Annotated in this window: 23 protein-coding genes, 1 pseudogene and 1 riboswitch; of the genes and pseudogenes, 6 read left to right on the forward strand and 18 right to left on the reverse strand. The window is 61.8% G+C overall.

The genetic code is table 11. From position 1 onward, the window contains the following. Nucleotides 1–204 precede the first annotated feature (204 nt). Nucleotides 205–283: riboswitch (ZMP/ZTP riboswitch) on the forward strand. Between the two features lie 35 nt (nucleotides 284–318). Beyond that, the gene (folD, locus tag EDF58_RS22045; protein ID WP_132269482.1) at nucleotides 319–1203 is read left to right on the forward strand and encodes a bifunctional methylenetetrahydrofolate dehydrogenase/methenyltetrahydrofolate cyclohydrolase FolD; all 885 of its coding nucleotides are present in this window, start codon (nucleotides 319–321) and stop codon (nucleotides 1201–1203) included. A 730-nt stretch (nucleotides 1204–1933) separates the two neighbouring features. Here the strand turns inward: folD and EDF58_RS26175 are convergent. The 6 genes and pseudogenes from EDF58_RS26175 to EDF58_RS22065 form a co-directional block, all read right to left on the reverse strand. Beyond that, nucleotides 1934–2437, reverse strand: coding sequence for an NmrA family NAD(P)-binding protein (locus tag EDF58_RS26175; protein WP_207913099.1), 504 nt, complete (start codon nucleotides 2435–2437; stop codon nucleotides 1934–1936). Next, the gene (locus EDF58_RS26180; protein ID WP_207913100.1) at nucleotides 2434–2796 is read right to left on the reverse strand and encodes an NAD(P)H-binding protein; all 363 of its coding nucleotides are present in this window, start codon (nucleotides 2794–2796) and stop codon (nucleotides 2434–2436) included. The genes EDF58_RS26175 and EDF58_RS26180 overlap by 4 nt, the downstream gene beginning before the upstream one ends. A 62-nt stretch (nucleotides 2797–2858) precedes the next feature. Next, nucleotides 2859–3521: a YafY family protein gene (locus tag EDF58_RS22055; RefSeq protein ID WP_165921524.1), complete on the reverse strand. Its 663-nt coding sequence runs from the start codon at nucleotides 3519–3521 to the stop codon at nucleotides 2859–2861. A 540-nt stretch (nucleotides 3522–4061) separates the two neighbouring features. Continuing rightward, nucleotides 4062–4648 (reverse strand): annotated as a pseudogene (locus EDF58_RS22060) (transposase); the annotation flags it as partial. Nucleotides 4649–4700: 52 nt separating this feature from the next. After that, nucleotides 4701–4853, reverse strand: coding sequence for a hypothetical protein (locus EDF58_RS25980; protein ID WP_165921525.1), 153 nt, complete (start codon nucleotides 4851–4853; stop codon nucleotides 4701–4703). Between the two features lie 76 nt (nucleotides 4854–4929). Further along, nucleotides 4930–5598: a cation transporter gene (locus tag EDF58_RS22065; protein ID WP_132269486.1), complete on the reverse strand. Its 669-nt coding sequence runs from the start codon at nucleotides 5596–5598 to the stop codon at nucleotides 4930–4932. Nucleotides 5599–5664: 66 nt separating this feature from the next. On the opposite strand from EDF58_RS22065, the gene EDF58_RS22070 reads away from it, so the two are divergent. Next, the gene (locus EDF58_RS22070) at nucleotides 5665–6069 is read left to right on the forward strand and encodes a helix-turn-helix domain-containing protein (RefSeq protein ID WP_132269487.1); all 405 of its coding nucleotides are present in this window, start codon (nucleotides 5665–5667) and stop codon (nucleotides 6067–6069) included. 113 nt (nucleotides 6070–6182) lie between these two features. Here EDF58_RS22070 and EDF58_RS22075 read toward each other — a convergent pair whose 3' ends face one another. Then, entirely contained in the window at nucleotides 6183–7163 is a 981-nt protein-coding gene (locus EDF58_RS22075) for an aldo/keto reductase (RefSeq protein WP_132269489.1), read from the reverse strand. A 69-nt stretch (nucleotides 7164–7232) separates the two neighbouring features. Here EDF58_RS22075 and EDF58_RS22080 point away from each other — a divergent pair, with 69 nt between their 5' ends. After that, the gene (locus EDF58_RS22080) at nucleotides 7233–7631 is read left to right on the forward strand and encodes a MerR family transcriptional regulator (RefSeq protein WP_132269490.1); all 399 of its coding nucleotides are present in this window, start codon (nucleotides 7233–7235) and stop codon (nucleotides 7629–7631) included. Here the strand turns inward: EDF58_RS22080 and EDF58_RS22085 are convergent. The 9 genes from EDF58_RS22085 to EDF58_RS22125 form a co-directional block, all read right to left on the reverse strand. Further along, nucleotides 7619–8665 (reverse strand): NAD-dependent epimerase/dehydratase family protein, encoded by a 1047-nt coding sequence (locus tag EDF58_RS22085; protein WP_132269492.1) that lies wholly within the window; start codon nucleotides 8663–8665, stop codon nucleotides 7619–7621. The two genes, EDF58_RS22080 and EDF58_RS22085, sit on opposite strands and share 13 nt — an antisense overlap. Nucleotides 8666–8708: 43 nt before the next feature. Beyond that, nucleotides 8709–9263 carry a TetR/AcrR family transcriptional regulator gene (locus tag EDF58_RS22090; RefSeq protein WP_132269493.1) on the reverse strand — a complete coding sequence of 185 codons (555 nt, stop codon included), beginning with the start codon at nucleotides 9261–9263 and terminating at the stop codon, nucleotides 8709–8711. Nucleotides 9264–9620: 357 nt separating this feature from the next. Beyond that, nucleotides 9621–10631 (reverse strand): tetratricopeptide repeat protein, encoded by a 1011-nt coding sequence (locus tag EDF58_RS22095; protein WP_132269495.1) that lies wholly within the window; start codon nucleotides 10629–10631, stop codon nucleotides 9621–9623. Nucleotides 10632–10648: 17 nt separating this feature from the next. Continuing rightward, nucleotides 10649–11542, reverse strand: a complete 894-nt coding sequence (locus EDF58_RS22100) for a surface-adhesin E family protein (protein ID WP_132269497.1) — start codon at nucleotides 11540–11542, stop codon at nucleotides 10649–10651. A gap of 37 nt (nucleotides 11543–11579) precedes the next feature. Next, entirely contained in the window at nucleotides 11580–11921 is a 342-nt protein-coding gene (locus EDF58_RS22105) for a hypothetical protein (protein WP_132269499.1), read from the reverse strand. Nucleotides 11922–11927: 6 nt separating this feature from the next. Then, a complete protein-coding gene (locus EDF58_RS22110) occupies nucleotides 11928–12377 on the reverse strand; it encodes a lysozyme inhibitor LprI family protein (protein ID WP_132269500.1) in 450 nt (149 codons plus the stop codon). A 784-nt stretch (nucleotides 12378–13161) separates the two neighbouring features. Further along, on the reverse strand, nucleotides 13162–14478 hold the full coding sequence (locus tag EDF58_RS22115) for an oxygenase MpaB family protein (RefSeq protein ID WP_132269502.1): 1317 nt from the start codon (nucleotides 14476–14478) through the stop codon (nucleotides 13162–13164). A 23-nt stretch (nucleotides 14479–14501) separates the two neighbouring features. Next, the gene (locus EDF58_RS22120) at nucleotides 14502–15344 is read right to left on the reverse strand and encodes an oxygenase MpaB family protein (RefSeq protein ID WP_207913101.1); all 843 of its coding nucleotides are present in this window, start codon (nucleotides 15342–15344) and stop codon (nucleotides 14502–14504) included. Further along, on the reverse strand, nucleotides 15344–16363 hold the full coding sequence (locus EDF58_RS22125; protein WP_132269552.1) for a cytochrome P450: 1020 nt from the start codon (nucleotides 16361–16363) through the stop codon (nucleotides 15344–15346). The genes EDF58_RS22120 and EDF58_RS22125 overlap by 1 nt, the downstream gene beginning before the upstream one ends. 199 nt (nucleotides 16364–16562) lie before the next feature. Between EDF58_RS22125 and EDF58_RS22130 the strand changes: the two genes are divergently transcribed. Beyond that, nucleotides 16563–17141 (forward strand): hypothetical protein, encoded by a 579-nt coding sequence (locus EDF58_RS22130; protein ID WP_132269505.1) that lies wholly within the window; start codon nucleotides 16563–16565, stop codon nucleotides 17139–17141. A gap of 249 nt (nucleotides 17142–17390) precedes the next feature. On the opposite strand, the gene EDF58_RS22135 is transcribed toward EDF58_RS22130, so the two are convergent. Continuing rightward, nucleotides 17391–18443, reverse strand: coding sequence for a serine hydrolase (locus tag EDF58_RS22135; protein WP_207913103.1), 1053 nt, complete (start codon nucleotides 18441–18443; stop codon nucleotides 17391–17393). Nucleotides 18444–18445: 2 nt separating this feature from the next. After that, nucleotides 18446–19150, reverse strand: a complete 705-nt coding sequence (locus EDF58_RS22140; protein WP_165921526.1) for a GntR family transcriptional regulator — start codon at nucleotides 19148–19150, stop codon at nucleotides 18446–18448. A 198-nt stretch (nucleotides 19151–19348) separates the two neighbouring features. On the opposite strand from EDF58_RS22140, the gene EDF58_RS22145 reads away from it, so the two are divergent. Together EDF58_RS22145 and EDF58_RS22150 are read left to right on the forward strand one after the other, a co-directional pair. Next, a complete protein-coding gene (locus tag EDF58_RS22145; RefSeq protein ID WP_165921527.1) occupies nucleotides 19349–21697 on the forward strand; it encodes a TonB-dependent receptor in 2349 nt (782 codons plus the stop codon). A gap of 16 nt (nucleotides 21698–21713) precedes the next feature. Continuing rightward, nucleotides 21714–23006, forward strand: coding sequence for a hypothetical protein (locus EDF58_RS22150; RefSeq protein WP_132269512.1), 1293 nt, complete (start codon nucleotides 21714–21716; stop codon nucleotides 23004–23006). Nucleotides 23007–23035 lie beyond the last annotated feature (29 nt).

The following is a 23035-nucleotide window of genomic DNA, read 5'->3' on the forward strand; positions in this document are numbered from 1 at the left end:
TTTGAGCGTGAGCCGACATTTTTGGCTCTACGCCGGAACGACGTGTCGTCGCCGCCGGCAGGGTGCCGCCAAGCCGGCTGAGATATTCTTGGCTCGTACCGGTTCGAACCGCGCTGCGGTGCGCCCTCGCACAGCCGTAACTGAGGTGACTTGCGCAATCCAAGAAGGGCAAATTTGACCGGATGACAGTCAAGAGCTAAGACGCCGCTTGCGCGTTACTGGCGATCAGATGGGCCACCATCGGGGACCGCGCCGCAGAAAGCCGCTCGCCTGGGCAGTCGGAGGAATCCGAGCAACCTTCCTTTGAGGGAGCCCGATATGAGCGCCAAAGTCATCGATGGAAAAATGTTTGCCGAGAGACTGGCCGGTCGACTTAAGGCGGCGCTGTCAGACTTCAGTGCACAGGTCGGACGGAAGCCGGGCTTGGCGGTCGTCCTGGCAGGCTGCGACCCCGCCAGTGAAATCTATGTCCGAAGCAAGGTCGGGATGGCCGGCGAACTGGGCATGGCGAGCATCGAACATCTGCTTTCAGCTGACATCGGGCAGAAAGAACTGTTACGCCTTATTGCGCAACTTAATGACGACGATGCCGTAGACGGTATTTTGGTCCAACTTCCTCTTCCTAAGCATATTGAGGAGGCTGCGATCATCAGCGCGATTGATCCTGACAAGGATGTGGACGGCTTGCATCCCCAAAGTTCCGGAAAGCTCGTTTCAGGAATCGCAGGCCCCGTCTCATGTACGCCGCTTGGATGCCTGATGCTCCTCAAGTCGGAATTGGGCAGCCTTGCCGGCCTGGATGCCATCGTGATCGGCCGGTCGATCCTTGTCGGCAAGCCGATGGCTCTCCTTCTGTTGAATGAGAATTGCACGGTCACAATTGCCCATTCGCGAACACGCGACCTTGCGGATAAAGTCCGGCGGGCGGACATAGTAGTGGCGGCGTCCGGCCAGGCGGAGATGATCCGAGAAACCTGGATCAAGCCTGGCGCTACCGTGATCGATGTAGGTACGACGCGAGTTGTTCGCGACGGCAAGAAAAGGTTGTTGGGTGATGTCCATTTTGGGTCTGCATTGACGGTTGCGGGTGCAATCACCCCGGTCCCAGGGGGCGTTGGTCCGATGACGATCATGACCTTGATGCACAACACGCTGCTCCTAGCCTTTCGACGTTGCGGCCTACCAGCGCCAGCCCTCTGGTGAGGATACTTACGATTAGCGGGATGTCTGGCCGATGTCCCGCTAACGACGCGACTTGGCGTTGGACAGCCGGCCTTTGGTTTATGGGCCTGTCAAAATCGTCGCCGAAATTTTGGATTTGGCGCTCTGCAGACTGGCGTTGTCCCTTAGCGTGATCGACCGCTTAGGGCCGGTAGGAGATTGTCCGGATTGGAGGCGGATTGCGGGCATAGCTGCCGACCGTTCTATGTAGAGTCTCGACCAGATATTGCCGTTCTCCGCGACGACGCGAACGTCTCGACCTGACAGGAGCCGCCGACCGTCCGTCAGAAAGCTGCCAGTTTGCAGCCGCCCCAATCTCGGTCGTCCAGCAGATCGCCACCGCCTTCTGAAGCCCGTCAAATCAGGCACCAGTTCTGTCGTCAACATGCACCTCATGGTCAAGACCACAGGTGAGGACGGTCGTCCCTTCGGCGCTACGCGAACGATGCTGACAATCACGGGCTGACCGTCGGCAGGCAGAGGCGCAAGCTATCTGGCGTGTTCGCGACCGATATAGCCGGCTTGCACCGCGCGGTATGAGCAGAGCGCCACAGCAAGCCGATCGTGTGAATTTTCAGTCTCCCGTTGAAGGCGGATCCGTTCGCCTGGGCGATAGCGACCGAGCTCGTCCTGACGCCTGCTTCCATCGGAGTTGGCAAAACGCTCGCCGACGCCAGTCAGGAGATACGCATTCATTGCCAGCGATGTAAGCTCAGGACCGCGAACAGAGGGCATCGACATAGGCCTGTAGTGTGATGTTGCCACGGATCGGATCGTCGGGAATCTCGAAGTCGCCATCGACGCTGACGCCGGTCATGCGGGCATAAGACCGGGCGGCGGGTTCGGAGAAGCCAAGCTTGAGGTAGGTTGCTTTCCATCGGTCACGCGGAGTTACAACCGGCTTCACGGGCTTGCCCAACGCGCTGGCGAATGCCTGAGCGACGTCGGCAGAAGAGTAGCGCTCCGGGCCTTCTACATAATGGATGTCAGTGCGCTCTACCGGTTCTTTAAGCAACTCGGCCGCGATCGCGCCGAGGTCCGTTGGTGCGACCATCGGTATTTTGAGATCAGCCGGGTACATGGTGGGCACGACGCCATCTTTTTGCGCCGGCTCGATCATCATGTCCCAGTTGCTCATGTAATAGGCGGCACGAATGACGCTGTATGGGATCGATTGCGCCTTCAGACCCTGCTCCATCTCATACAGGGTGTTCATGTCGCCGAGGTGGTCACCCCGTTGTGCGCCGTAGGTGGACTCCGCGACGATCTTATCGAGCCCCGAACCGTCAACTGCCGCCAAGAGATGACGTACTGTTTCCTTTTCGGTTTGATCGGTATCGGTGTCCGGTGCGGCGGCGGGTTGAGCAGGAACAGACGCTTTCCGAACCGGAAGACGTTGCGCATCGTCTCTACGTCATGAACGTCGGCGACAGCGATTTCTGCGCCCAGCTTTTGGAGGAGTTCGGCCTTTTCGGCGTCGCGCGTTACGACCGTGACGGTTTCACCTTGCTTCAGCAGTGTCTCGGCGGTTGCCGATCCGACATGCCCGGTTGCGCCCAGGACTATGAACATCATTCTCTCCTCTTCTGTATGCCTCGGAGATAGGGCAACGGGGTGACAATTTATGTCAGGAGGCGTCACGGCGCGACGCCTTTCTCTACCTCGCGATAGCTGGACATCAACCGGTCGCTGCTCATTGGGATCGGTTGATCGGTCATCTGCTCACCGTGGATGCGATCGGTACGGAAGTGCCGGAAAGCCCCCCTCGCCTCGCACCAGGCCGCAAGCATTTCCACGTGGTCGAAGAATCCTAAGACTACCGGCCAGACGACCCGTGACGATGAGCGTCCTTCGGCATCAGTGTATGCGAACGTCAGCTTCAGCCCAAGGCGGATCGCACTCCGGATCGTCGTGATCACTTTGCCCTGAGGCGAACCGGCAGGGCCGACTACCAGCCCGTTCAAGTACGCTTGGTTGACTGAGTCGTCGGGCATAACCTCCGCGATCTTCGCCATTGCGCTACGAGCCCCATCGCTCAAGGCAGCATCACCACGCCGCATAACGTACCGCAGCCCCAACATGATCGCGTCAGCCTCATCAGGCGAAAATGTCATTGGGGGGAGAAAACTACCGGGCTTGAGTATGTACCCGAAGCCGGCGACTCCCTCGATGACAGCACCACGGCTGACCAGCACGGCAATGTCGCGATAGATCGTGCGTTCAGATACGACGAACTCGCTCGCCAAAGCAGCAGCGGTGACCGGCACGTGCCGCCCTCGCATCGTCTGCACGATAGCCAACAATCGCTCCGATCTTGTCATCCGACCTAAACCGCTCAACCGGTATTTCGTTCTCGACGGTCGAGAAACGCGGAGGCCCCTTCCTCAATTCATCATCCTTCGCGACGGCAGCGATTGCCATCTCCCGCCTGAAACCTGCCCGACCGCACTCACCATACTTCCACCATGGGCTGTGGGACGCCGCACTGCCTCATGAATGGCGGGATCCGGCGATAACAGTCATTCAGCAGCACATGCCTTGATGACAGCTTCGTCTAACGATTTCGGGCGCTTTCGTACGGAATCCTGACATGGAGGAACCGGGCCCCCATCAACCGGGCTATGGGTGAAAGACCTTCCGTGTGGTCCTGGTTCAATGAGGCAGACGTGCCAGCTTGCGCGTCCTGGGAAGGGTGTCAGGGACTTCGGGGGCGTTTAGGCCGCGTTGGCTCCCTGATCCGGTATGCAATGTGCGCCGTGTTGATCAGGGCCGTGGCGTGGGCGCACATTTCGTATCGGCCGAGACGGAATGACCTCGGTTATGTTGCAGGGTGAGCCCTGCCGGACGCGGTGGAAGCCACGCGGCAGAACGTGGATCAGAAAGCGGCGGAAGAGATCTTCCGAGGCCAGTGTCATGACCTGCTGGCGTTCGGTTCCGTCGCCATGATAATCTTTGAACCCGAACATCACGCCGGCCTCGTCGAAGCAGATGGCCGCCGGTTCGAGAGGGCAACGCGGTGCGGGTAGCGCAAGAGATAGGCAAACGCCGCCTGCGGCCCGGCGAAGGGCGGCTTGGCATAGACCGTCCAGCGCTTCTTCCGGATCGGCGACAGCTTTCGCAGGAAGGGGTTGCGTGTCGAGAGGTACGCCAAGGTGCTGGAGAAGGCCAGCTTGCAGCCATCGAGAAACGCCAGTAGGCGGGTGAGGAAGCGTCGGAACAATCCGCCCAGCACCCGCACCGGCAGCAGGGACGCCTCGCGCGACGAAATCCAGCGTGTGCCCTACAGTGCGATGCCGCCGCCGGGCACGGTCATGTGTACATGCGGGTGATGGTCCGCGCCGATCCTCCACGTGTGCAGCACGGCTGTGATGCCGATATTGGCGCCAAGATGCTTGGAATCAGCGGCGATGGTCAGCAGTGTGTCCGCGCCCGTCCTCGTCCCAGCCGGGTCATAAGCAGAATGTCCGCCCGTGGACTCGCTAAATTTTTAATCGAACGCGGACGACAATCCCTATCTTATCCGCAGCCGAGCTTATGTCCAGCTTGGTGCCATGGGCGAACTCGTCCTTGGCAAGGTCAGCTTGTTCGTGAACGCGGAGAACCTGCTCAATGTCCGGCAGACCCATCACCATCCTCTACTTCTCCGCAGTCGCGCGCCGACAGGTGCGTGGATGGTCGCTGCTCGGGCGCCGACTGACGGCTTCGTCCTCAATGGGGGCGTACGGTTCCGGTTTGGCGAGGAGTAGCATGACTGTGGTCAAGGCTTTTTAACTCCAGCCATGCCTGGCGAATGATCTGCCAACCGCCCGAGACGCCAAGACCGGCCAGCACTGCCGCGACGGCGATGTCGGGCCAAGCCGTTCCGGTGCCGAAGACGCCCAGTGCAGCCGCAACCACTGCAATGTTGCCGATCGCGTCGTTGCGCGAGCATATCCAGACCGATCTGCGGTTGGCGTCGCCTTCCCGGTGCCGCCACAGCATGACGGCGCAGATCAGGTTGGCGACGAGCGCGACAACGCCGATGATGCCCATGGTCTCGGCCGTAGGCAGCGTTCCGTGTGCCGCCATCCACGCCGTGCTGGCGATGATCCAGATGCCCAGAAACAGTAACGACAAGCCTTTGGCGAGCGCTGCGCGGGCGCGCCAGCGCAGCGCAAGTCCGGCGACACCGAGGCTGATGGCATAGTTGGCCGCATCGCCCAAAAAATCGAGCGCGTCAGCCTTGAGCGATGCTGACCCAGCCGTGACGCCAGCGACGACTTCGACGCCAAACATGCCAGCGTTGATGATCAGCGCGATCCACAGGGCGCGTCGCCAGACGCGATCGTCTGTCTGTCCGCCATTTTCTGATGTTCCGCCGCAGCAGCCGCCAGCCATGTGCCATCTCCTTTTCTTCTCGATGACAGGCTATATGAGGCCTGTAGCAACTACAGGGTCAAGAGCATGGCGTTGACGATCGGGGAAATGGGCAAGGCGACCAACACGAAGATCGAGACGATCCGCTATTATGAGAAGATAGGCCTGCTGCCTAAGCCCGCCCGCACGTCGAGCAACTACCGGGACTATGGGCAAGCTGAACTTGGCCGCCTGTCTTTCATACGACGATCCCGTGACCTCGGCTTTTCATTGGATAAAGTGCGCGCGCTCCTTGGCGTTTCCGACGAAAAAAGCTGCAACTGCGCTGGAATCGACCGGATTGCCAGCCAGCACCTGCTGGAGGTGGATCGCAAGATTGCGGACCTCCGTGCCCTGCGGCGCGAGCTGAAGGCAGTGATCGATTCCTGCGATGGCGGCACTGTCGCTGAATGCCGGATCATTGAAGCTTTGGGGCCAGTCGCATCTACATAATTGCAGGTTTTCGCGCCAAAAGCTGAGGCCATCGCCCGGATTGCCACGTCCGGAGTTGGTCGGGCACTGTCAGCGGCCAAGCGCCCAGATCGGGCGCTTGGCGATAATTTTGATCAGATGGCAATTCCCGCGACTTCGCATGCGAGCGGTTCCAATTCGGCCATGGCGGTCTGATCGAGCGCCAGAGACGCGGCCGCCACGTTCTCCTGCAGGCGCCTGTGGCTCCGCGTTCCGGGTATCGGCGAGACAGCGGCCCCAAGTTCACCGGCCTTGGCATAAAGCCAGGCGATCGCGACCTGCGCCGAAGTGACGCCCTGCCCTGCGGCGATCCCTTCGATCTTGGCGACAAGGCGCATGTTCGCCTCCCGATTCTCGGCAGAGAAGCGCGGGAAGTAGGAACGTGCATCTCCTGCGCTCAGGTTTTCGGCAAGGGTCTGGCCGGTGAGCATTCCTCGTCCGAGCGGCGAATAGGGTACGAGCGTGACCCCAAGATTTACAGCCGCAGGCACGATTTCTGCCTCGATATCGCGGGTGAAGATCGACCATTCCGACTGAAGCGCGGCAATTGGGTGAACGGCGTGCGCCTCGCGCAGCTCTTGCGCGCCGACTGCGGAAAGACCCAAGGCACGCACTTTGCCCTCCGCAACGAGGTCCGCCATTGCTCCGATCGATTCCGCGAGCGGCACATCGGTGCTGCGGCGATGCATGTAGTAGAGATCGATGACCTCGATGCCGAGGCGTTGGAGCGAGTTATCGGCTGCTTGGCGGATGAATTCCGGGCGATTGTCGAGGCTCCAGTTATCCGGCCTCTCAGGCGTCCGGGCATAGCCGAACTTAGTCGCGATCACCGCCCGCCCCCGGTTTGCCTGAATGAAGGACGCCAGGAAGCGCTCGTTCTCACCCATACCGTAGACGTCTGCGGTGTCGAACATCGTGACGCCCAGTTCGAGCGCCAGCTCCAGTGTGGCAAGGGATTCGGTTTCATCGGTATCGCCGTAGAATTCGCTCATGCCCATGCAGCCCAGGCCCTGGATGCCGATGGCGGGACCGCCGCAACCGAGCGGGATCTGCGGAAGACGATTTATGCCAGTCATTGAAGAACTCCAGATATTGACAGGCAGGACCTATAAGTGTGGAGTATGGTCAATGGTCAAGACACCTTCATGCTGATTTCGCAGTTCGCCAGGACGGCCGGACTATCGGTCGACACGGTGCGGTTCTACATCGCCAAAGGTCTCCTGAAGCCCGAGCGCAGTGCGAGGAAGGGCGGCGCCAATCCCTATCAGGTGTTCAGCGCGGACGACGTTACCGCTGCACAGATGATCCGGCTGCAACAGTCGCTGGGATACTCACTCGCAGAGATCGGCGCGCTGGCAGAGGAATACCGCCGGGGCGCCGGCTCGCCGGAGCGGACCGGAGAAGTCCTGCGCAAGCAGATCGTCAGGCTTGAGGAACGCCAGCGCGAACTCGATGCCGCATTGGCGTTCCTCAAGGGCAAACTGGCATGGGTGGAAGCAGGCCAGCCCGGCACAGCCCCTCAGCCCAACACCTACCTTTGCTGATCCCCGCCGGCGGAAGCGAGGCGCTTGAGTTCCGCCATGCCTTCGTCGACCGAAACCACAGGGGTATATCCGAGATCGCGCTTGGCCTTGGTGATGTCGAGCGTCACCTCGACGGCCATCGTCGCCAGATCCTGCCGTGTCACAGGCGTCTTGATACGGCCCCCGGAAAGCCGTGCCGCGAACTCGCCCGCCCGGGCTACGGTGCCGACCAGCCAGGACGGCACTACCTTTTCGGGGGGATCGATCCCCTGCGTTTCCAGCAAGCGGGAGACAAAGCTGCGGAATGTCGTGGGTTCTCCATCGGTGATGAAGTAAGCCTCGCCCGCCCGGCCCTTCAGCAGCGCCAGTTCGATGCCATGGCAGACATTGGCGACATGCGTGACTGACGTCAGGTATTCGCCGCCGTTGATCCAGGCCATCTGCCCCGAACGAGCGGCTTGTGTCAGGATCGGCAAGGCGGTCGTGTCGTCGCGCCCCCAGACGAAGCGCGGCCGCACGATGACAGCCTCGAAGCCATTACCGCTCTGCGCCCGTACAATCCGCTCCGCTTCGGCCTTGGTACGCGAGTAGGCCCCGGGAAAGCGCGAAGGCACCGCCAGGTTCTCATCGACATTGATCAGCGCCCGGCCGCCCAGAAGCACCGATTCCGTGCTGACATGCACTGCCCGCCGCACACCTGCCTGCCGGGCCATGGCAAATATGGCCCGGGTTCCCTCAACATTGACCTGGACATGCTCGGGCGTCTCTGGACCGTGGCTCGTATGGGCCGCAGCGTGGACCAGCGAGCGGCATCCTTTCATCGCCTCGGTCACGGCCGGGCTGGAAAGCTGGGCGACAATGGGCCTTGCGCCGAGCACGCGGACCACATCGGCGGACTGCTGCGAGCGAACGAGGGCGACAACCTTGAAGCCCTTGGCGACGAAATGGCGGATCAGGTTCCGCCCGAGATAGCCGTTGCCCCCGGTCACAAAGAGCGGGGACAGCAGTTCTGGATCGGAGGCGCGATCACCTCCGATGGCTTGAAAGTCTTTCATGGAATTTTCTGCCTTGTAGGTTACGGGCAAAGGCCCGGCACGATCAGCCCGGAGGGCCGGATGCAAGCCAGCGGATATCCTCGAGCAGCGCTTCGCGCTCTTCGATGGACCATTGGTGGTAATCTAAGGTTTCGAGCAACTTGAGGCCCTCGAGCGCGAGATAGGCGAGCATCGGGCCTCTGGACGGCCCCGCCTCCTCGCAAATGCGGTCGATCACGGCGGTCTGGTTCTTCTGGATGGCAGCGCGCAGCGAGCGGTCCTGAGCCAGCGCCGCGCAGATGTTCAGCGCGACCGCGCGAAACTCGTCGGGAAATGGCTGGCTTGCTGCGGATATCCGCCCCTTCATCGTCGCATTGTCACTGCCCTCGAAGGGTTCTGCAGCTGCCTGGTTGAAGGCATTGTCGCGCACGACCGCGCGTTCGACCATGGCCTCTATCAGGGTCTGCTTGGTGCCGTAGTCGTACACCACGCTACCCTTGCTGATCCCAGCCTCCTGAGCGACGCCGTCCAGCGTCAGGCGCGCCGCACCTACCCTTGAAACGACGACTTCGGCCGCATCGAGAATGCGGTTCTGATCGATACTCTTCTTGCGGCCCATTGGCGTCGTCCATTTATATCTGACCGGACGGATATAAATGGACGACGCTCGACCGTCAATTGCAGATCGGCCTGTTTAGGCATCCGGAGGCCCAGTGGCAGCAGGTCAGATAAACAACCATGGCTGTAGCACCCTGCTCTCACCGTTCGGAGGCTTGGACAGTTTTGCCGCTGCTGGATCCAAAGCAGTCGGTCTCCCCTAGAGGTGAAAAATCGGCGATTAAATGACCGATAAGGGTCGGCGTGGTGGGCAAGGCCCGGGACGTTGCTACAGCTAGCCGCCACTACAGGGAAGTCTGGAAACCCCGAAACCGGTCGTGCGTGTAGACTGCTGTGACGACGGATTCGACGATGAACGTCAGAGACCAGGCTGCCTGGAGCTGTCTATTGCTTTTGAGGCGGTCGCCGCAGCGTACGCATTGGCGAGTGCCTTCCTCGCCTTGCCGGCAAAGGATGCCTGCGGGTCGAGCTTCAGTGATCGTTCAAACAAGGCGATCGCGCGGACAAAGTCGCGATCTCGACCGCTCCCCTCTTGATAGGCCTTGCCCAGCATGAGGCAGCTCTCCGGATCGCCGAGGCTGCATGCCTTGTCGAACAAGTCGAGGGCATAGCCCCGGTCTTTGGTCACTTCATGGCGCTGATGGATCATCATGGCCAGGTTCCCGCAGGCGCTTGCGTCGCCAGAGCTGCATGATCTGTCGAACAGCGCAGCCGCCTGCCCATAATCGCGAGAGACACCCTGGCCGTCGCGATAGAGGACGCCAAGATTGTAGCATGATTTTTCATCGTCGCCGTCGCAGCCCTGCATGAACAATCGGGCGGCCTCTTTCTGGTCACGAGGCAGGCCCTTGCCCAGCGAGAGGGCGGCGCCCAGGTTCATGCATCCATCCGGCGACCCGTTGTCGCAGGCTTGCCTGAAGAGGGCGGCAGCACGGTGCTCATCCTTCGCGACCCCATCCCCGTGAATATAGGCTAGGCCGAGGTTTGAGCAGCCGTTGGCATTGCCGCCGTCGCAAGCCTGGGCATAATAAGCAGCCGCCCGGTCCATCGACAGCGCAGCACCCTGTCCTTGCCCATAGGCGAACCCGGCCATGGAGCAGCTTGCCATATTGCCGAGCCTGCATGCCTTTATGGTCAGGTCTGTTGCCCGAACCAAGTCACGCGCGACATCTCGACCTTCACGGTATCGGTTGCTTAGTTCGAAACAGCTGCCGGCATCATCCTCTTCGCAGCGGGTGGCGAGGGTCGACGCGGAAGCCGGGGCTTCATCGAGTGGCAAATCGGGATCGGCTTCCTGCGTCGCTGCGGCGGCCTCCTGCGACCGCACAGGATGCGCCGTGGATACGACAGCCAGCGTCAGAACGATCATGGGCGTTATGGCCCACCTCAACCGCCTTCCCCATTCGCTCCGCTGCGGACGAGCCGCGCCTGAAAGCGCAGCGATTGCGGTGTAGCCTGCAGCACGTCGATCATGAAGTCGCCGATTGTGACCGTCTTTTGCGTCTGCGGAAAGCGCATCGGTTGGCCGGAGCCGGCGTGGACAAGGTCGTCGATGCTGTAGCCGCGCTTCTCGAACACCAGCTCGCCCTCCTTCACGCCGAGATAGGCGATGTCGTAGATCTCGCCCACCACATCCGTGTCGTAATCGCTGGTCGCCGGAATCTGAACGCCCTTCGCATAATCGCGTGGCGGGACGATCGCATTGCCTGCTAGCGCGGTCTGCGCCGTGCCGAAGGTGTCGACGCCCGGCGCCTTGGAGCGGATGACCGGCACTTTAGGGTCGAGGCGCATCCGTTCATGGAGCGCCGCCGGACTCTCCGAAGCCTGGGTATCAGCGATCAGCGCTTCGGCAAACGCTACCTCGTCGATCTGCAGCGGAAATCCATCGGCTGCCGTGCGGTCGTCGGCGCAAACGAACTGCCATTGCGCCTCCCCGACCGTGCCGGGCACGACTGCCTCCGGCGCATACGAAACCGCGGCCTCGTCGAGCCGCTTGTCATCGGTATCATAGCGCATGGCCAGATCCCACGTCTCGGTGCGCTTCTTGCAGTCCGCCTTCATGTAGACACGAATGAGCGCCGCCGGATTGGCCGGGTCGCGGATCACCTGGCTCGCTTGATAGCGAACGACATCGCCATCGCGCTGGATAGACCCTACATCGACGAACAGTACCCGGTCGGAGCCCTGTGCGACGAACCACCATTGCGAGGGCCCCGCCTGTACCGCCGTCGGCGCAGCGCCAAGCAGACCGCATAGGAGTGTACCGATCGTCCTGCTCACCAGATGCTCTCTTCTCGTTGTCATGCGCCTGAGCCTATTATGCATTCGGGGCACCTAATGGCTCAATCGATTTGCTATCTTTCGTGCAAGTGAAGCGCGATGCGCGCAGCGGCGCTTTTACGCTGACCGCATCGGCCCGCCAAATCTGCCCCAGGCTCGGGCTGGACGTCATCGCGCTGCGGTCGATCCTCATCCCCGCCTGAGGGGCCAGCTCGCGCTCGAAAAAGCGGATGCATGCCTGAACGGCGGCATCGGTGATCCCGGGAATCGTGACCTCATCGTCCCGGATGCCGGCCGGCAGCATTCCCGGGATCCGATCGGCCTTCACCACGTCGTGCGGGAGGGGCGTGGCGGCGAGAAGGAATGCTGTTACGATCATGTCGCTCTACCCTTCGATGCGCAGAATTTGCTGTAGATGCTCAAGTTCAATCGCGCGGTCGCGCACTGTGGCGGCTTGACTGGCCGCCTGCATCGGCACGTACATCGTTCCCTTTCGGGTTTCGAACAGGGCCGAAGTCGCCTTGGCATTGGTATCCCGAAACAGGAGCCATGCGCGCTGGGCATCGCGCAGATGGGCGGCGGCGTTGGCGGGAAGATCCCGCATCAGCGTCGCATAGGCCGCATTCATTCGGCGATCATAGGCGTTTGCCGCATTGTCTTGGCAGCCAGTCTGACCGGCGGTCGATGCATTCTCAGCATCGTCGAGGCAGCGCTGAAGCTGGCGTTCGGTAGAGTCCATAGCCTCCGCTGCTGAAAGCGCCGCGGGGAACAGCGTTGCACCGAGGAGGATGACACCAAGAGCAAGCCGGGCTTTTGACTGATCGGATAGCCACATAGCGTGATGATCTCTCAGGGCGTTACTGTTTTCAACAACTGTCTTCTGTTCCCGATGTATCGGGGCTGCGGCATTCGATCGTGGCAGGATCCGGCTACCTCATGGGTAACGGGCTTTGCATGACGATCGCCATCCTCCTCTTCGTGACAATCGCACCGCTGCTGTTTTTGGGTATGTTTGTTCTTTCGGGCAGGCTGGACCTCAGGATCGCAGAGCGGATACTTGACTGGACGATCGCAGCGCTGGCTATTCAGTGGCGGCGGGGCAGTGTGCTCAAGTGTCGCAGGCGGCGCAGCACTGGCCGCAGGCGGCGCCTTGTGCGCGCTTGGTTTCGATCACCAGACGCGTTGGATCGCGGCGATCGTGCTGGTCCCTGTCGGCTTACGGCGCATCGGGCGTGGTCTGGGGGCGTGGACCGTTTCGACCCCGATCGCCGTGAACTCGCGCCGGGCATTCACATGAGCGGCGCTGACGATCGCTCGCCTCGGCTGCAGCGGCGCTGGCTCGGGTGTTCATATTCGTTGCTGTCGTGTTTGCGACAGGGGTGGTGGCTGTCTTAGCATGGGATAGTCCGGTCATTTAACAAGCGAGCTGAGAGCGACAGGTGCTCGTCGCCTACTGCCGGTTAGCGAACGGGACGCACCAAGAAACGAAAAATTGGCTGCTGAACAAGGGACAAGAGTCGAGACCAACCTCCGGAACAACCCTTGGTAACACCGCCGTGCGGCATATTGACTTAAAATGAAACCACGCGTTTCCAAGCCCCTGCCGTCAAGAGGCAGGCTTATCCGTGGCTCAGCGTTTTCCCGTCGCTTACGAACTCGGCATGTCCATAGCGCTTCAACAAGCCGGACAGCCGACGAACCAGATGCCGATCGGCCACCTCGCGGATCACCGGCACTTCGGCCAGGACATCGAACAGCCTTAGCTGCGTGGTGATGCGCACCGCAGCAGCCAAAGCCAGCTTGCGGTCCAGCACGGTATAGCGGATTCCCAACGCGGCAGCGCGGCCGACGTCTCCCTTGAGGAAATGGCGAATGAAAAAGGCCTTGGCGAAGCTGCGCTCCAGCCGGCTATCGACAAGACCGCGCGGCGTCGGTTCGTGCGGGAGCCGAGCGGCCAGCGTACCTCTTACTAGTGCGCCGCACGTTTCGTCGTCGAAGGCGGGGCGTAATGTGGCCTGACGCGCCACCATCAGTCGCACGATCTCCTCCGGCGTCTCGCCCAGCAGCGTGCGCGGTAGGCCGAGCAGGAAGCAGCGATAGCGCGCGATCTCGATACGGGCTCGCTCCTGCCTGGTGAAAGGGCGCTCTTCACGCAACGCCTGGGCAGCGATGAGCAGCGACCCGATCTGGCCGGCCGGCATTTGATCCACCTGCGGGATCGGCACGCCGTAGATTTCAGGATCCCACTTGTCCGGGCGGCGCGTCACGTTCACGCGCACCATGGAATGCATCAGGCGCACCATCGCCGCGGCGTGGAAGGCCGCGCCATGGCGCTCAAGCGCGCTGGGCATCACCGTCAGCGTGAAGAAAGTGGCTGTCTCGTTCACCCGCTTGGCGGCCAGCGCGTCCGAGAGATTGCCAGTCAGCGCCATCGGCAGCGCCGAATAGCGGTTCATGAACGTCGCCAGAAATGCCCCCCGAATCGCAAAGGGTACCAGATGCGCGTAGTGATTGCGCTCAATCCGGGCCCCTTCGTTCACCAGATCCAGGTCGATCCAGTCGGGGCGCTCCTCCATCGCTGCAAGGAACGCGGCCAGTTCGGGGGGCGCCTCAGGCACTGAATCGATCCCTTGCGCGCAGGCGGTGCACAGCCATTGCACGAGCTGCCGAAAGCCATGTTCGTCCATGCGCGCGGCATAGGCATCGGCCACGGGATCGCCGGTCAGCGTGTAAGCTGCCATCATCGCCACCAGCGGTTCGTCCGCTCGTACTTGGCCATCCATTGCGGAAAACCCGGGAATGGTATCGCCGGAATCGCCGAATGCGAAACGTTCCGGCATCGAGGTCAGGTCCAGCCCACCGTAGATTTCGGGCACAAGCTTGGCTTGGCGATCGACGTCCTGCCACAGCTGCGGATGGTGGTTGCGCTGATGCATCAAAATGCTCCTTGGAAGGTTCCTCAAGCGGTCAGACGGCGCCGGGCCTGCGCCGCAGGCATCGTCGGTAGCGGGATGAGGCTCGAAGCGCCGGCCATGGCGCGAACCGCCAGTGCCTCACCGGGGCGAAGCCCCCGACCCCGAAGCTGCGCGAACCTGCGCACGGGTTCGGGCACGATAGAGACGGCAGCGCGCAGCAGCAGTCTCTGGAGCGGGCGCAGTGGAGCGGAAAGGATCGCGGCATCGTTCATGATCGCGAGAAATTCGCTCAGCACATCGGATGGTTCGAGACGCCAGGCGGTGCGGCTAAGGAGCGCTTCCCACCCCGCCGCCGACACGGGCGCATCGCGGGCGCCGTAAAGCTTCGCTGCCGGAGCGCCCTCGGCAAACGCGGCGTCCCACTCCCGTGCGGAAAGCAGACGGACGTAGCGATCATAAGCGGCAGTGAAGCCGAAAGTCGCGGTGGCCTGCACCCAGTCCAGCAATTCGGGGTTGTTGGCGCGGTAGGCGTCACCATGCACATTCGTGCCACTTACCCGCTCATGCATGGCGACCACCTGCGCGATCATCTCTCGGGCTTGGGACTGCGGGCCGTAAATCGTCATCATCGCGGCGAACCCGGTCCGGCGCAGGCGCATGGCGGGATCGCGCCGAAAGCTGGAGTGGTCCCACACGCCCGCCCGCACGGAAGGCTCTGCTAGTTCGAGCAGAACCGCCGCCACGCCGCCGATGAACAGCGAAACCGGGTTGGCGAAGACTTTCCAGGCTACGCCGTCCTTTGGTGCCAGCGCGGGTTCCCCGGCCGGGCGGGTGAAATTGAAATCCATGCCCGGCGGCGGGCGAAGCAGGTCGGCAAGCGGTGCCATCACACTGCCCCCTTGTCGATCGCCATGCGGCAGTCGCGCAGTTCATAGCCGGTAACCAGCGGGTTCCACCCCACTGTGGGCGCCTGCACCAGTTTGATGCCGGGAACGGACAGCAGCCGCCTCAGAAAGATTTCCGCCTCGGCCAGCGCCACGCCAGCGCCGGGGCAGCGATGCTCGCCGTCGCCAAAGGACATTCCCGCACCGCCGACGCGATCGGCGCGCTGGCGGTCAGGGTCGAGGTTGAACGGGCAGGCCCCGACTGCTCCGGGATCGGCATTGGCAGAACGTATGTCGAGCTCCAACGGAGGGCCATCCTCCACCGGGCTGCGATAAAGGTAGCCTACCACCGGCTCTAAGCGCAGGATTTCCTCCAGAATGCCCAGGCGTTCCTGGCGATCAACTGCCAGAAAGCGCGCACGCAATGCGGCATCGTCCAGCAGATGCCAGCCGGCCATGGTGATGAACTCCCGGGTGGTGACCATGCCCGCCGCCCCGTAAGTAAAGCACTCGACCAAAATGTCGCGGTCGCAATAACCTTCCGCGATGAGGTGGGAGATCACGTCCTGGCGCGGGGCCATGCGACGGGCGGCAATTGCAGGGCGCACATCGGCGAAGTGGAAGTGCAGCATGTGCCACTGGCCTTGCAGGAAGGCGGACAAGCGGGCCAGCCACCCCTCGCGCGTGGCCGCGCCGACCGAAAAGAAAGCATCGAGCCTGCGTGCCATGGCAGGCCTGTCGCTCTGCGTCAGCCCCACGATTTCGGCAGCGACGGCCACCGCCAGATCCAGCGCCATCGCATCGAGCTTCGCGGAGCCATCCTGGTTCAGCCGGTCTATCAACCGGTCTGCCTGGTTTTCGATCAGGGGGCGGTGCTGCTCTTCAACCACGCGCGGCGCGAAGAAGCGGGCGGTGGCTGCGCGCTGGCGACGGTGCGCCTCGCCCGAGAGGAACAGGATTGGCGGACGAGTAAGGCTGCCGGATCGCTTGATCAACTCCGCCTTGAAACCGGCCTGCCGCATCCCTTGCTCCCGCAGGACCTGTCGAACGGCATTGAACCCGGTCACCTGATTTGCCGCGGTTACGGCAAGCGCGCTACCTCCAGGAATTGAGCGGCGCCGATCCGCGTCGGCTTGCAAATTATTATGGACCGGACAGAAAGCACTTGGCATCTTTCGTCTCCATATATGACAAGTAACTCGTCATAACGTAGGATCGATCATGCAGGTTGCAACCAGCCCTAAGCGACAAGACGCCCGCGCAGTGCGGTCGCGCGCGGCCATGCAAGGCGCTCTCATCAAATTGCTGCGCGATTTCCCGCTTGCCGAGGTCACCGGGGCGATGGTCAGCGAAACAGCGGGAATTGGCTATTCCACCTTCTTCCGACACTATGCCGACGTTCGCGCCCTTTTGGTGGATGCGGTAGGAGAACTGGCTAACGACTTGGCGCAAAAGATGCTGCCCGCCCTGCTCGATGGCCAGGCAGGGCCGGCAGCGCTGGCGCTGATCCAGGAGATAGACCGCCGTCGCGCCGAGGTAACCGCCCTGATGGCCGGTGCGGGCGAGGCCATGCGCGTTGAACTGGCAGGCAGCATCGTGGACCGCTTGGCCGCACTGCCTGACATTTCGCCTGACTGGCTCCCCCAGCACCTCGCCCTGCGCGTCGCTGTGGCCGCCACGATTGAACTGTGCGACTGGTGGTTACTTGAACAACCCGCGACCCCGATAGCGGTGGTAGCGGACATGCTGGACAGGCTAGTCGTCGCGCCCATGACGGCCCACGGAACCGGTACCATTTAAGGCCCGGACCATGGTGCCCGGTAGAGCTCAGTCTCGCTTTTTCATTCCAGTCATCCTGCCACCACAGTCTATTCGTTTATTAGTCGATCTCACCGTTACCCCGATCGAGAAATGGTGATTTCAGTAAGGACCCGATGGTCGTCGGCGCTGTTGTGTGTGCGACAGGATCTGGTCGACACTTGGCGGACCGTCCCACCGAGAGATCGAAAAATAACGGCTGAGCGGCCGATAAGGGTCGTCTGCGAAATCTCATGAGCCAAGCAGAGCTGCGACGCGCCGCCAAACCTCATCGTCAAAATTTGTGTCGCTGGCCGCTGCGCCCGTACGCACGACTATCAGCTTTTTGCTGGGAATGATATAAAGTCGGCGGTCCAACGCCCCGAATGCAGCGACCATGTCCGCCGGTGCAGCGCCTATCAAAGGCCCATCTTTCCGGCCAGAAGCTCGGACTGTGAATGCGCTGCCGTTGAGCCACCACAGCCGTCCATAGGCCGGATTGGCGCCAGACGGCATGAACATCGCGTTGAGCCCGGCCTGCGACACGACGCGCCGGCCATCGGCGCCAATGCCGCCCTTGAGGATCATGGTCCCGAGTGCCGCGAGGTCGCGCGGCGATGTGACGAGGCCCGTGGCATTCCCGACACCCGCAAGCGCACCTGGACGTTGGCGCCATTCGGTATCCTCCATCCCGGTCGGCACCGTCAGCCAATCTTTCGTAATGGCGTCGAGGGGCTGCCCGGAGGCTGACGTCAATATCCGCTTCGTGACGGCGTAGACAGGGGTATTGTAGAAGAACTGCCTCCCCGCAGGCGCGACATAGGCGAACCCTTCGTCCAACCCCGAACTCATGGTGAGAACGTCCAGCACGCGGATGCGCGCTTCCTGATCGGGGGCGGCTCTGGACCACCCCGTCCCCAGATAAGCCGAGACCGGCTTTTCGACATCGATCAGGCCCTTGTCGACGGCGATCGCGACCAGCACCGACACGAAGCTCTTCTGCGCCGAGGCAACGTCTTCCAGAAGACTTCCCTCTTTCGTTCGTTCGTAGACGAAGGATGCAAAAACCTTATCCCTTTCCGGCGCGGGCCAGTTTTGCTCGACGAGAACATGTCCGTCCTGGATCAGAAGGAACCCGGTCGTGTGCTGACTCTCCAGATAGTTAATGAGTTCATGCATCGAGCCTGACATGCCGTGCTCCGTTTTGTCCTGAGTGGCCGGTTGCGGGGCCCGGGCATGCACGAGGCCGCCCGCACAGAGCAGACCGACGAAAAACAGGCCTATCGTCATCTTGCACTTAAACATCGTCACTTTCTCGTGGTGGATACCGCAGTTCGGCCGAACCCGCGAGCAAGCAGGATACGGGACACCGCGTCCTGCATGAAATTGATGAGCCCACGCGCGCCTTGAGCCGCTTTCTCGGCATCACGGGTCAAAAGCGCGGCACGAATGTCATGCCAAAAACTGTACGGACCGCTTCCATTCGCGTTGATGGCCAATGCCACGTAGGAAAAATGCCACCGCGTCTTGCGGCGAATGGATTCGATCATGCGCTGTGCATCCGCGCTGGCGTTGGCCGTCATGTCAGTGAAGATCGCTTCGCTGATGTCCATGATCTCTTCCGCTGCCGCGCCCTGATCGGCGGCCATGAGAAGGCTATCGATCTTGGCCAGCATCTGCGCGATCGCTGTATCCGAGGCTCGCAGGCAGGCGAAACGCGCGGCAAGCCCATAAAGCGCGGCCCTCACTTCATAGAGATCGAAGACTTCCTCGACGGTGGTTTCCGCTACCCGAGCCCCGCGATTTTCCTCCAGTTCGATCAATCCGTCATCTGCGAGCGTGCGCAGAGCCCGGCGCGCCACCGAACGACCGATGCCGAATTCGGCGCAAAGCTTCGCCTCTCGAATCCATTCTCCCGGCGTAATCTCGCTACGTTGAATGCGCAGCCGCAGCGCCTGCGTCACATCGCCGGCGGTAAGCCCGGAATCCGGTTTGGCGGCATCTAATTCCAAGCGTTTCCCTTCCTGCGACATGCCTCAGCGATCGCCGAATGAAGCGCGAGTTTATGGCCGCTCGTAAAGCGCCGCAAGTTTGATTGTCCAGACCACAACCAAAAATTGTCGTACAATATATTTGACATTGTCCCTCGATATGCGGATGACGCCATTAGTCAACTGATTTGGTAGAGAATGCAGGGTGGACAGGATTTAATGGGGAATTTGCTCGTCACGACCACAGGATTGGCGCTGCTGGCAGCGACGCCCGCCTTCGCGGAAACCGCCGCGAGCGCTCCCGATACGGCACAGGCGCAACGCGGCGAAAATGACATCACCGTCACGGCGCGAAGGAGAGAGGAAAGCATCAAGGACGTTCCCGGGACCATCGCGGCGGTCACGGCTGAGCAGCTCGATGCCAAAGGCCCGATTGTCGGAACCGCCGATCTGCTGAACACGACGCCCGGGGTCCGGTTCAACGATGTGGCCGCGGAAAACCTTGCCGAACTCTCGATCCGTGGATCGGGCACACAGCGTGCGACCAGTGCCGATTCAGGCGTTGGGCTGTTCGTCAACGGCGCCTATGTCGGCAGCAGCACGCTAGGCGGCCGCAATTTCAAGACGCTCGATTACTTCGACCTTGAACGATTGGAGGTGCTTCAAGGTCCGCAGGGAGGCCTTTACGGACGCAACTCGGAGTTCGGCGTCGTCAATATCGTGCTGGCCAAACCGCGGTTCGAAAACTCCGGTTATGTCCGCGACACGTTCACGGCGGAAACGAACCAGAACCGTCTGGCTGCCGTGGTCAACCAGCGCCTGAGCGACGATATCGCGGTACGCATCGGCGCGGAGACGTACGGCCAGTCGAAGGGCTTCTACTACGATCCCACCAATCGCAAATATTACGACCGTACCAGCGGCTGGACGGCGCGCGGCCAGATTCGCTATCGGGCCGGGCCGCTGGACGCCACATTGCTAATCGACGCGCAGGACCTCGATTTGCCGAGTTTCGTGAACAGCCTTGTCGTTCCCGGCGGCGGCGTCAACGCCCAGTTGCCGCAAGGGTTCACGCAGTCCCGCTTCACGATTGCGCACAGCGGCCAGGATGGGCTGCAGCAAAAAGTCCAGCGCGTGATGCTGCTGGCCGAATACGATCTGGGATGGGCAAAGCTGTCCTCGACGACGATGGGAACGCGCTGGCGTTCAAGCCAGCAATTCGCCGCTGCCGTCGATCTGGCAACCGAGATCGCGTTGCAGCAGTCCGGCCAGCTCGGGATCTATCCCTTCGGCCAGACCACCACCGACGTGAAGGACCGGACCTTCTACCAGGATCTGCATCTGGCGGGCGAGGCGGACGGAGGGCGGCTAACATGGCTGGTCGGCGCGGAAGGGCTGGTCCAGCGCGACACGTATCGCCGTACGGCAGCAACGTCGCCCTGCGTGTTTCGCCTCGGCAGTAGCCTGTGCACCGGCACCCCGACCGAGCCGGTATGCATCAAGCCGCTGCCGACATCGACCAACTGCCCCACACCCTTTCCGAACGCCTTCGGCACCGACAACAATACGCGTCAGCGCGTGAACTCTTTCGCGGCCTATGCGTCGCTTCAATATTCGCTGGGGCCCGTCACGCTTTCCGGCGAAGGGCGCTTCACGCATGACTACAAGCGCTCTGCGCTGACGGTCTATTCGCTTTACACGGACCGGATTGTCGGCACGCCAACGGAATTCTCGTTCAAGGCCGACCAGCCCACCTGGACCTTCACGGCCAGCTACAAGATGCCCGACGCCTCACGCACGCTGCTCTACGCCAAAGTGGGAACCGGCTACCGCGCGGGCGCCGTCAACAACGGCACGTACAACGCGGCCGCGCCCAATCCGTTCGTTGATACCTACGACAACGAAAACACGGTGAGCTACGAGACCGGGGTGAAGTCAAGCATCCTCGATACCGTGTTCGTGCGGGCGTCTGCCTACTTGTCGCGAACCACGGATGCCATCACCAGTATCAACGATGGATGCACCGTCACCAATGCCTGCGGCACGGCGCAGCAGATCTTCAACGTGAACGGCGGGACGATCCATGCGCGCGGTTTCGAGGTCGCTCTGGACGGGCGCTTCGACGTCGGCTCCGGTCGGCTCACGATCGGTCTCAACGCGGCCAATCAGCGCGCCCGCTTCAGCGACGTTCCCACCGGCCTTTCGGGCCTGCCAGTGCAAGGTTCGACGGTGGCGCAAATCCCTGACTGGACGATGTCCGCCAGCGCCGATTTCAGGCAGCCGATCACCGATGAGGTCAAGGGCTTCGTCAATCTGAGCTATTCGGGGCAGCGCGGTGGCGGTCAGGACACGGTGACGATCGCGACGCCTTACATCCCGATGTCCGACTTCGACAATTTCAACGCGCGCGCGGGCCTGGATTTGGCTAATGTCCAGGTCGCATTCTTCGTGCGCAACCTGACCGACCAGCAGGTGGAGGTCCTGAAGTTCCAGCAGGCCGGTTATCCGCTGTCGGTTCGTTACAACAAGCCGCGCACCTTCGGCGGCAGCGTCAGCTATCGCTGGTAATCCAAGGACGGACATGATGCACAAGACCGACAGGCGAAGCTTTCTTTCGGCAAGCGCTGCACTTTCCTTTGCCGCTTCCACGCCACCGGCTCCCGCTGCGCCGGCCCCGTCGCAGGAAAGCAGGGTCGCAGCGGATCTTGAGCGATACATCGGCTTCGGCAGCAAACAGGCAGGCGGACGCGGCGACATCGCTTGTGGTAAATGGCTGCTGTCCGAACTTGCAAGGCTCGGCTTCGCCATCGAACGGCAGAGCCTGTCGGTTCCCTATTTCGAAGCACAGCGCAGCGAACTCGTCTGCGGCGAGGCGAGGGCCGCGGTATGGCCGCAGCCAATCGTCAGGCAGACGAGGGCTGAAGGCATTACCGGCAGGCTGGTGCGGGTGGATTCCGAAGGGCGAGCGTTCGCCGCCCTTGAAGGGGCGATCGCTCTTGTCGAACTGCCTTTCGGCCGCTGGTCCACGGCGCTCGCCAAGCCGGTGATCACCCCCGTCAGGGCCGCCTTCGCCGCCGGGGCTGTGGCTGTGGTCGCCATCACCAGCGGCCCTACCGGCAAAGTGATCGCCCTCAATGCCGATGGTCGCAAGCCCATGTTCGCCGGACCCGTCGCCCTGATCGCTCCGGAAGACGCGCGCGGTTTCCTTGACGCTGCACACACAGGTGCAAACGCAACGCTATTCATGACCGGGACCGGCGGACAGCGCCCTACGTTTAATTTCATCGGGCGTATCGATCGCGGCAAGCCACAGTGGCTTGCCGTTTCCACGCCCCGCTCTGGCTGGTACGGCTGCGCAGGCGAACGGGGGCCCGGCGTTGCGGCCTGGCTTTGGCTGGCCCGCTGGGCGAGTGCGGCGATCAAGGACTACAACCTGGCCTTTGTCTGCAACAGCGGACACGAGTATGAAAATCTTGGCGCGCTGGAATCGCTAAAAGCCCTTGCCCCCAAACCCGAGGTAACGAAGCTCTGGCTGCACCTTGGCGCGAACGTCGCGGCGCAGGACTGGCACGACGGGACCGGCCAACCCCTCCCCAGCGTCGACCCCCAGCGGTATCTTTCCGTGAGCCGTTCTTTGCTTCCACTCGCCCGCACTACCTTCGCCGGCCTTGTCGGGCTAGAAGCCCCTTATGCCAGCGATGTCCTGTCGGCAGGAGAATTGAGCGAGGTTATTGCGGCAGGTTATGGAACCGTTGCAGGGGTCTTCGGTACCCATCGCTTTCATCACGTTTCCGGAGACGATGCCCGATGTGTGACGACTGCTAATGTCGTTGAAACCGCCGCGGCGTTTCAACGGTTCCTGACGCAGACGACATGAAGCTGGAGCATTTGTGCGACCAAGCCTGA

This window comes from Novosphingobium sp. PhB57 (genome assembly GCF_004342985.1).
Taxonomy (GTDB): domain Bacteria; phylum Pseudomonadota; class Alphaproteobacteria; order Sphingomonadales; family Sphingomonadaceae; genus Novosphingobium.

Excerpts from the sequence above, each read along its gene's own strand:
- EDF58_RS22095 (WP_132269495.1), bottom strand. The coding sequence starts at position 10,631 with ATGATCGTTCTGACGCTGGCTGTCGTATCCACGGCGCATCCTGTGCGG.
- EDF58_RS22110 (WP_132269500.1), bottom strand. The coding sequence starts at position 12,377 with ATGTGGCTATCCGATCAGTCAAAAGCCCGGCTTGCTCTTGGTGTCATC.
- EDF58_RS22145 (WP_165921527.1), top strand. The coding sequence starts at position 19,349 with ATGGGGAATTTGCTCGTCACGACCACAGGATTGGCGCTGCTGGCAGCG.
- EDF58_RS26175 (WP_207913099.1), bottom strand. The coding sequence starts at position 2,437 with ATGAACACCCTGTATGAGATGGAGCAGGGTCTGAAGGCGCAATCGATC.
- EDF58_RS22135 (WP_207913103.1), bottom strand. The coding sequence starts at position 18,443 with ATGTTTAAGTGCAAGATGACGATAGGCCTGTTTTTCGTCGGTCTGCTC.
- EDF58_RS26180 (WP_207913100.1), bottom strand. The coding sequence starts at position 2,796 with ATGATGTTCATAGTCCTGGGCGCAACCGGGCATGTCGGATCGGCAACC.
- EDF58_RS22085 (WP_132269492.1), bottom strand. The coding sequence starts at position 8,665 with ATGAAAGACTTTCAAGCCATCGGAGGTGATCGCGCCTCCGATCCAGAA.
- EDF58_RS22130 (WP_132269505.1), top strand. The coding sequence starts at position 16,563 with ATGCAGGTTGCAACCAGCCCTAAGCGACAAGACGCCCGCGCAGTGCGG.
- EDF58_RS22080 (WP_132269490.1), top strand. The coding sequence starts at position 7,233 with ATGCTGATTTCGCAGTTCGCCAGGACGGCCGGACTATCGGTCGACACG.
- folD (WP_132269482.1), top strand. The coding sequence starts at position 319 with ATGAGCGCCAAAGTCATCGATGGAAAAATGTTTGCCGAGAGACTGGCC.
- EDF58_RS25980 (WP_165921525.1), bottom strand. The coding sequence starts at position 4,853 with ATGGTGATGGGTCTGCCGGACATTGAGCAGGTTCTCCGCGTTCACGAA.
- EDF58_RS22120 (WP_207913101.1), bottom strand. The coding sequence starts at position 15,344 with ATGGCACCGCTTGCCGACCTGCTTCGCCCGCCGCCGGGCATGGATTTC.
- EDF58_RS22065 (WP_132269486.1), bottom strand. The coding sequence starts at position 5,598 with ATGGCTGGCGGCTGCTGCGGCGGAACATCAGAAAATGGCGGACAGACA.
- EDF58_RS22090 (WP_132269493.1), bottom strand. The coding sequence starts at position 9,263 with ATGGGCCGCAAGAAGAGTATCGATCAGAACCGCATTCTCGATGCGGCC.
- EDF58_RS22105 (WP_132269499.1), bottom strand. The coding sequence starts at position 11,921 with ATGATCGTAACAGCATTCCTTCTCGCCGCCACGCCCCTCCCGCACGAC.
- EDF58_RS22075 (WP_132269489.1), bottom strand. The coding sequence starts at position 7,163 with ATGACTGGCATAAATCGTCTTCCGCAGATCCCGCTCGGTTGCGGCGGT.
- EDF58_RS22115 (WP_132269502.1), bottom strand. The coding sequence starts at position 14,478 with ATGCATCAGCGCAACCACCATCCGCAGCTGTGGCAGGACGTCGATCGC.
- EDF58_RS22070 (WP_132269487.1), top strand. The coding sequence starts at position 5,665 with ATGGCGTTGACGATCGGGGAAATGGGCAAGGCGACCAACACGAAGATC.
- EDF58_RS22125 (WP_132269552.1), bottom strand. The coding sequence starts at position 16,363 with ATGCGGCAGGCCGGTTTCAAGGCGGAGTTGATCAAGCGATCCGGCAGC.
- EDF58_RS22150 (WP_132269512.1), top strand. The coding sequence starts at position 21,714 with ATGCACAAGACCGACAGGCGAAGCTTTCTTTCGGCAAGCGCTGCACTT.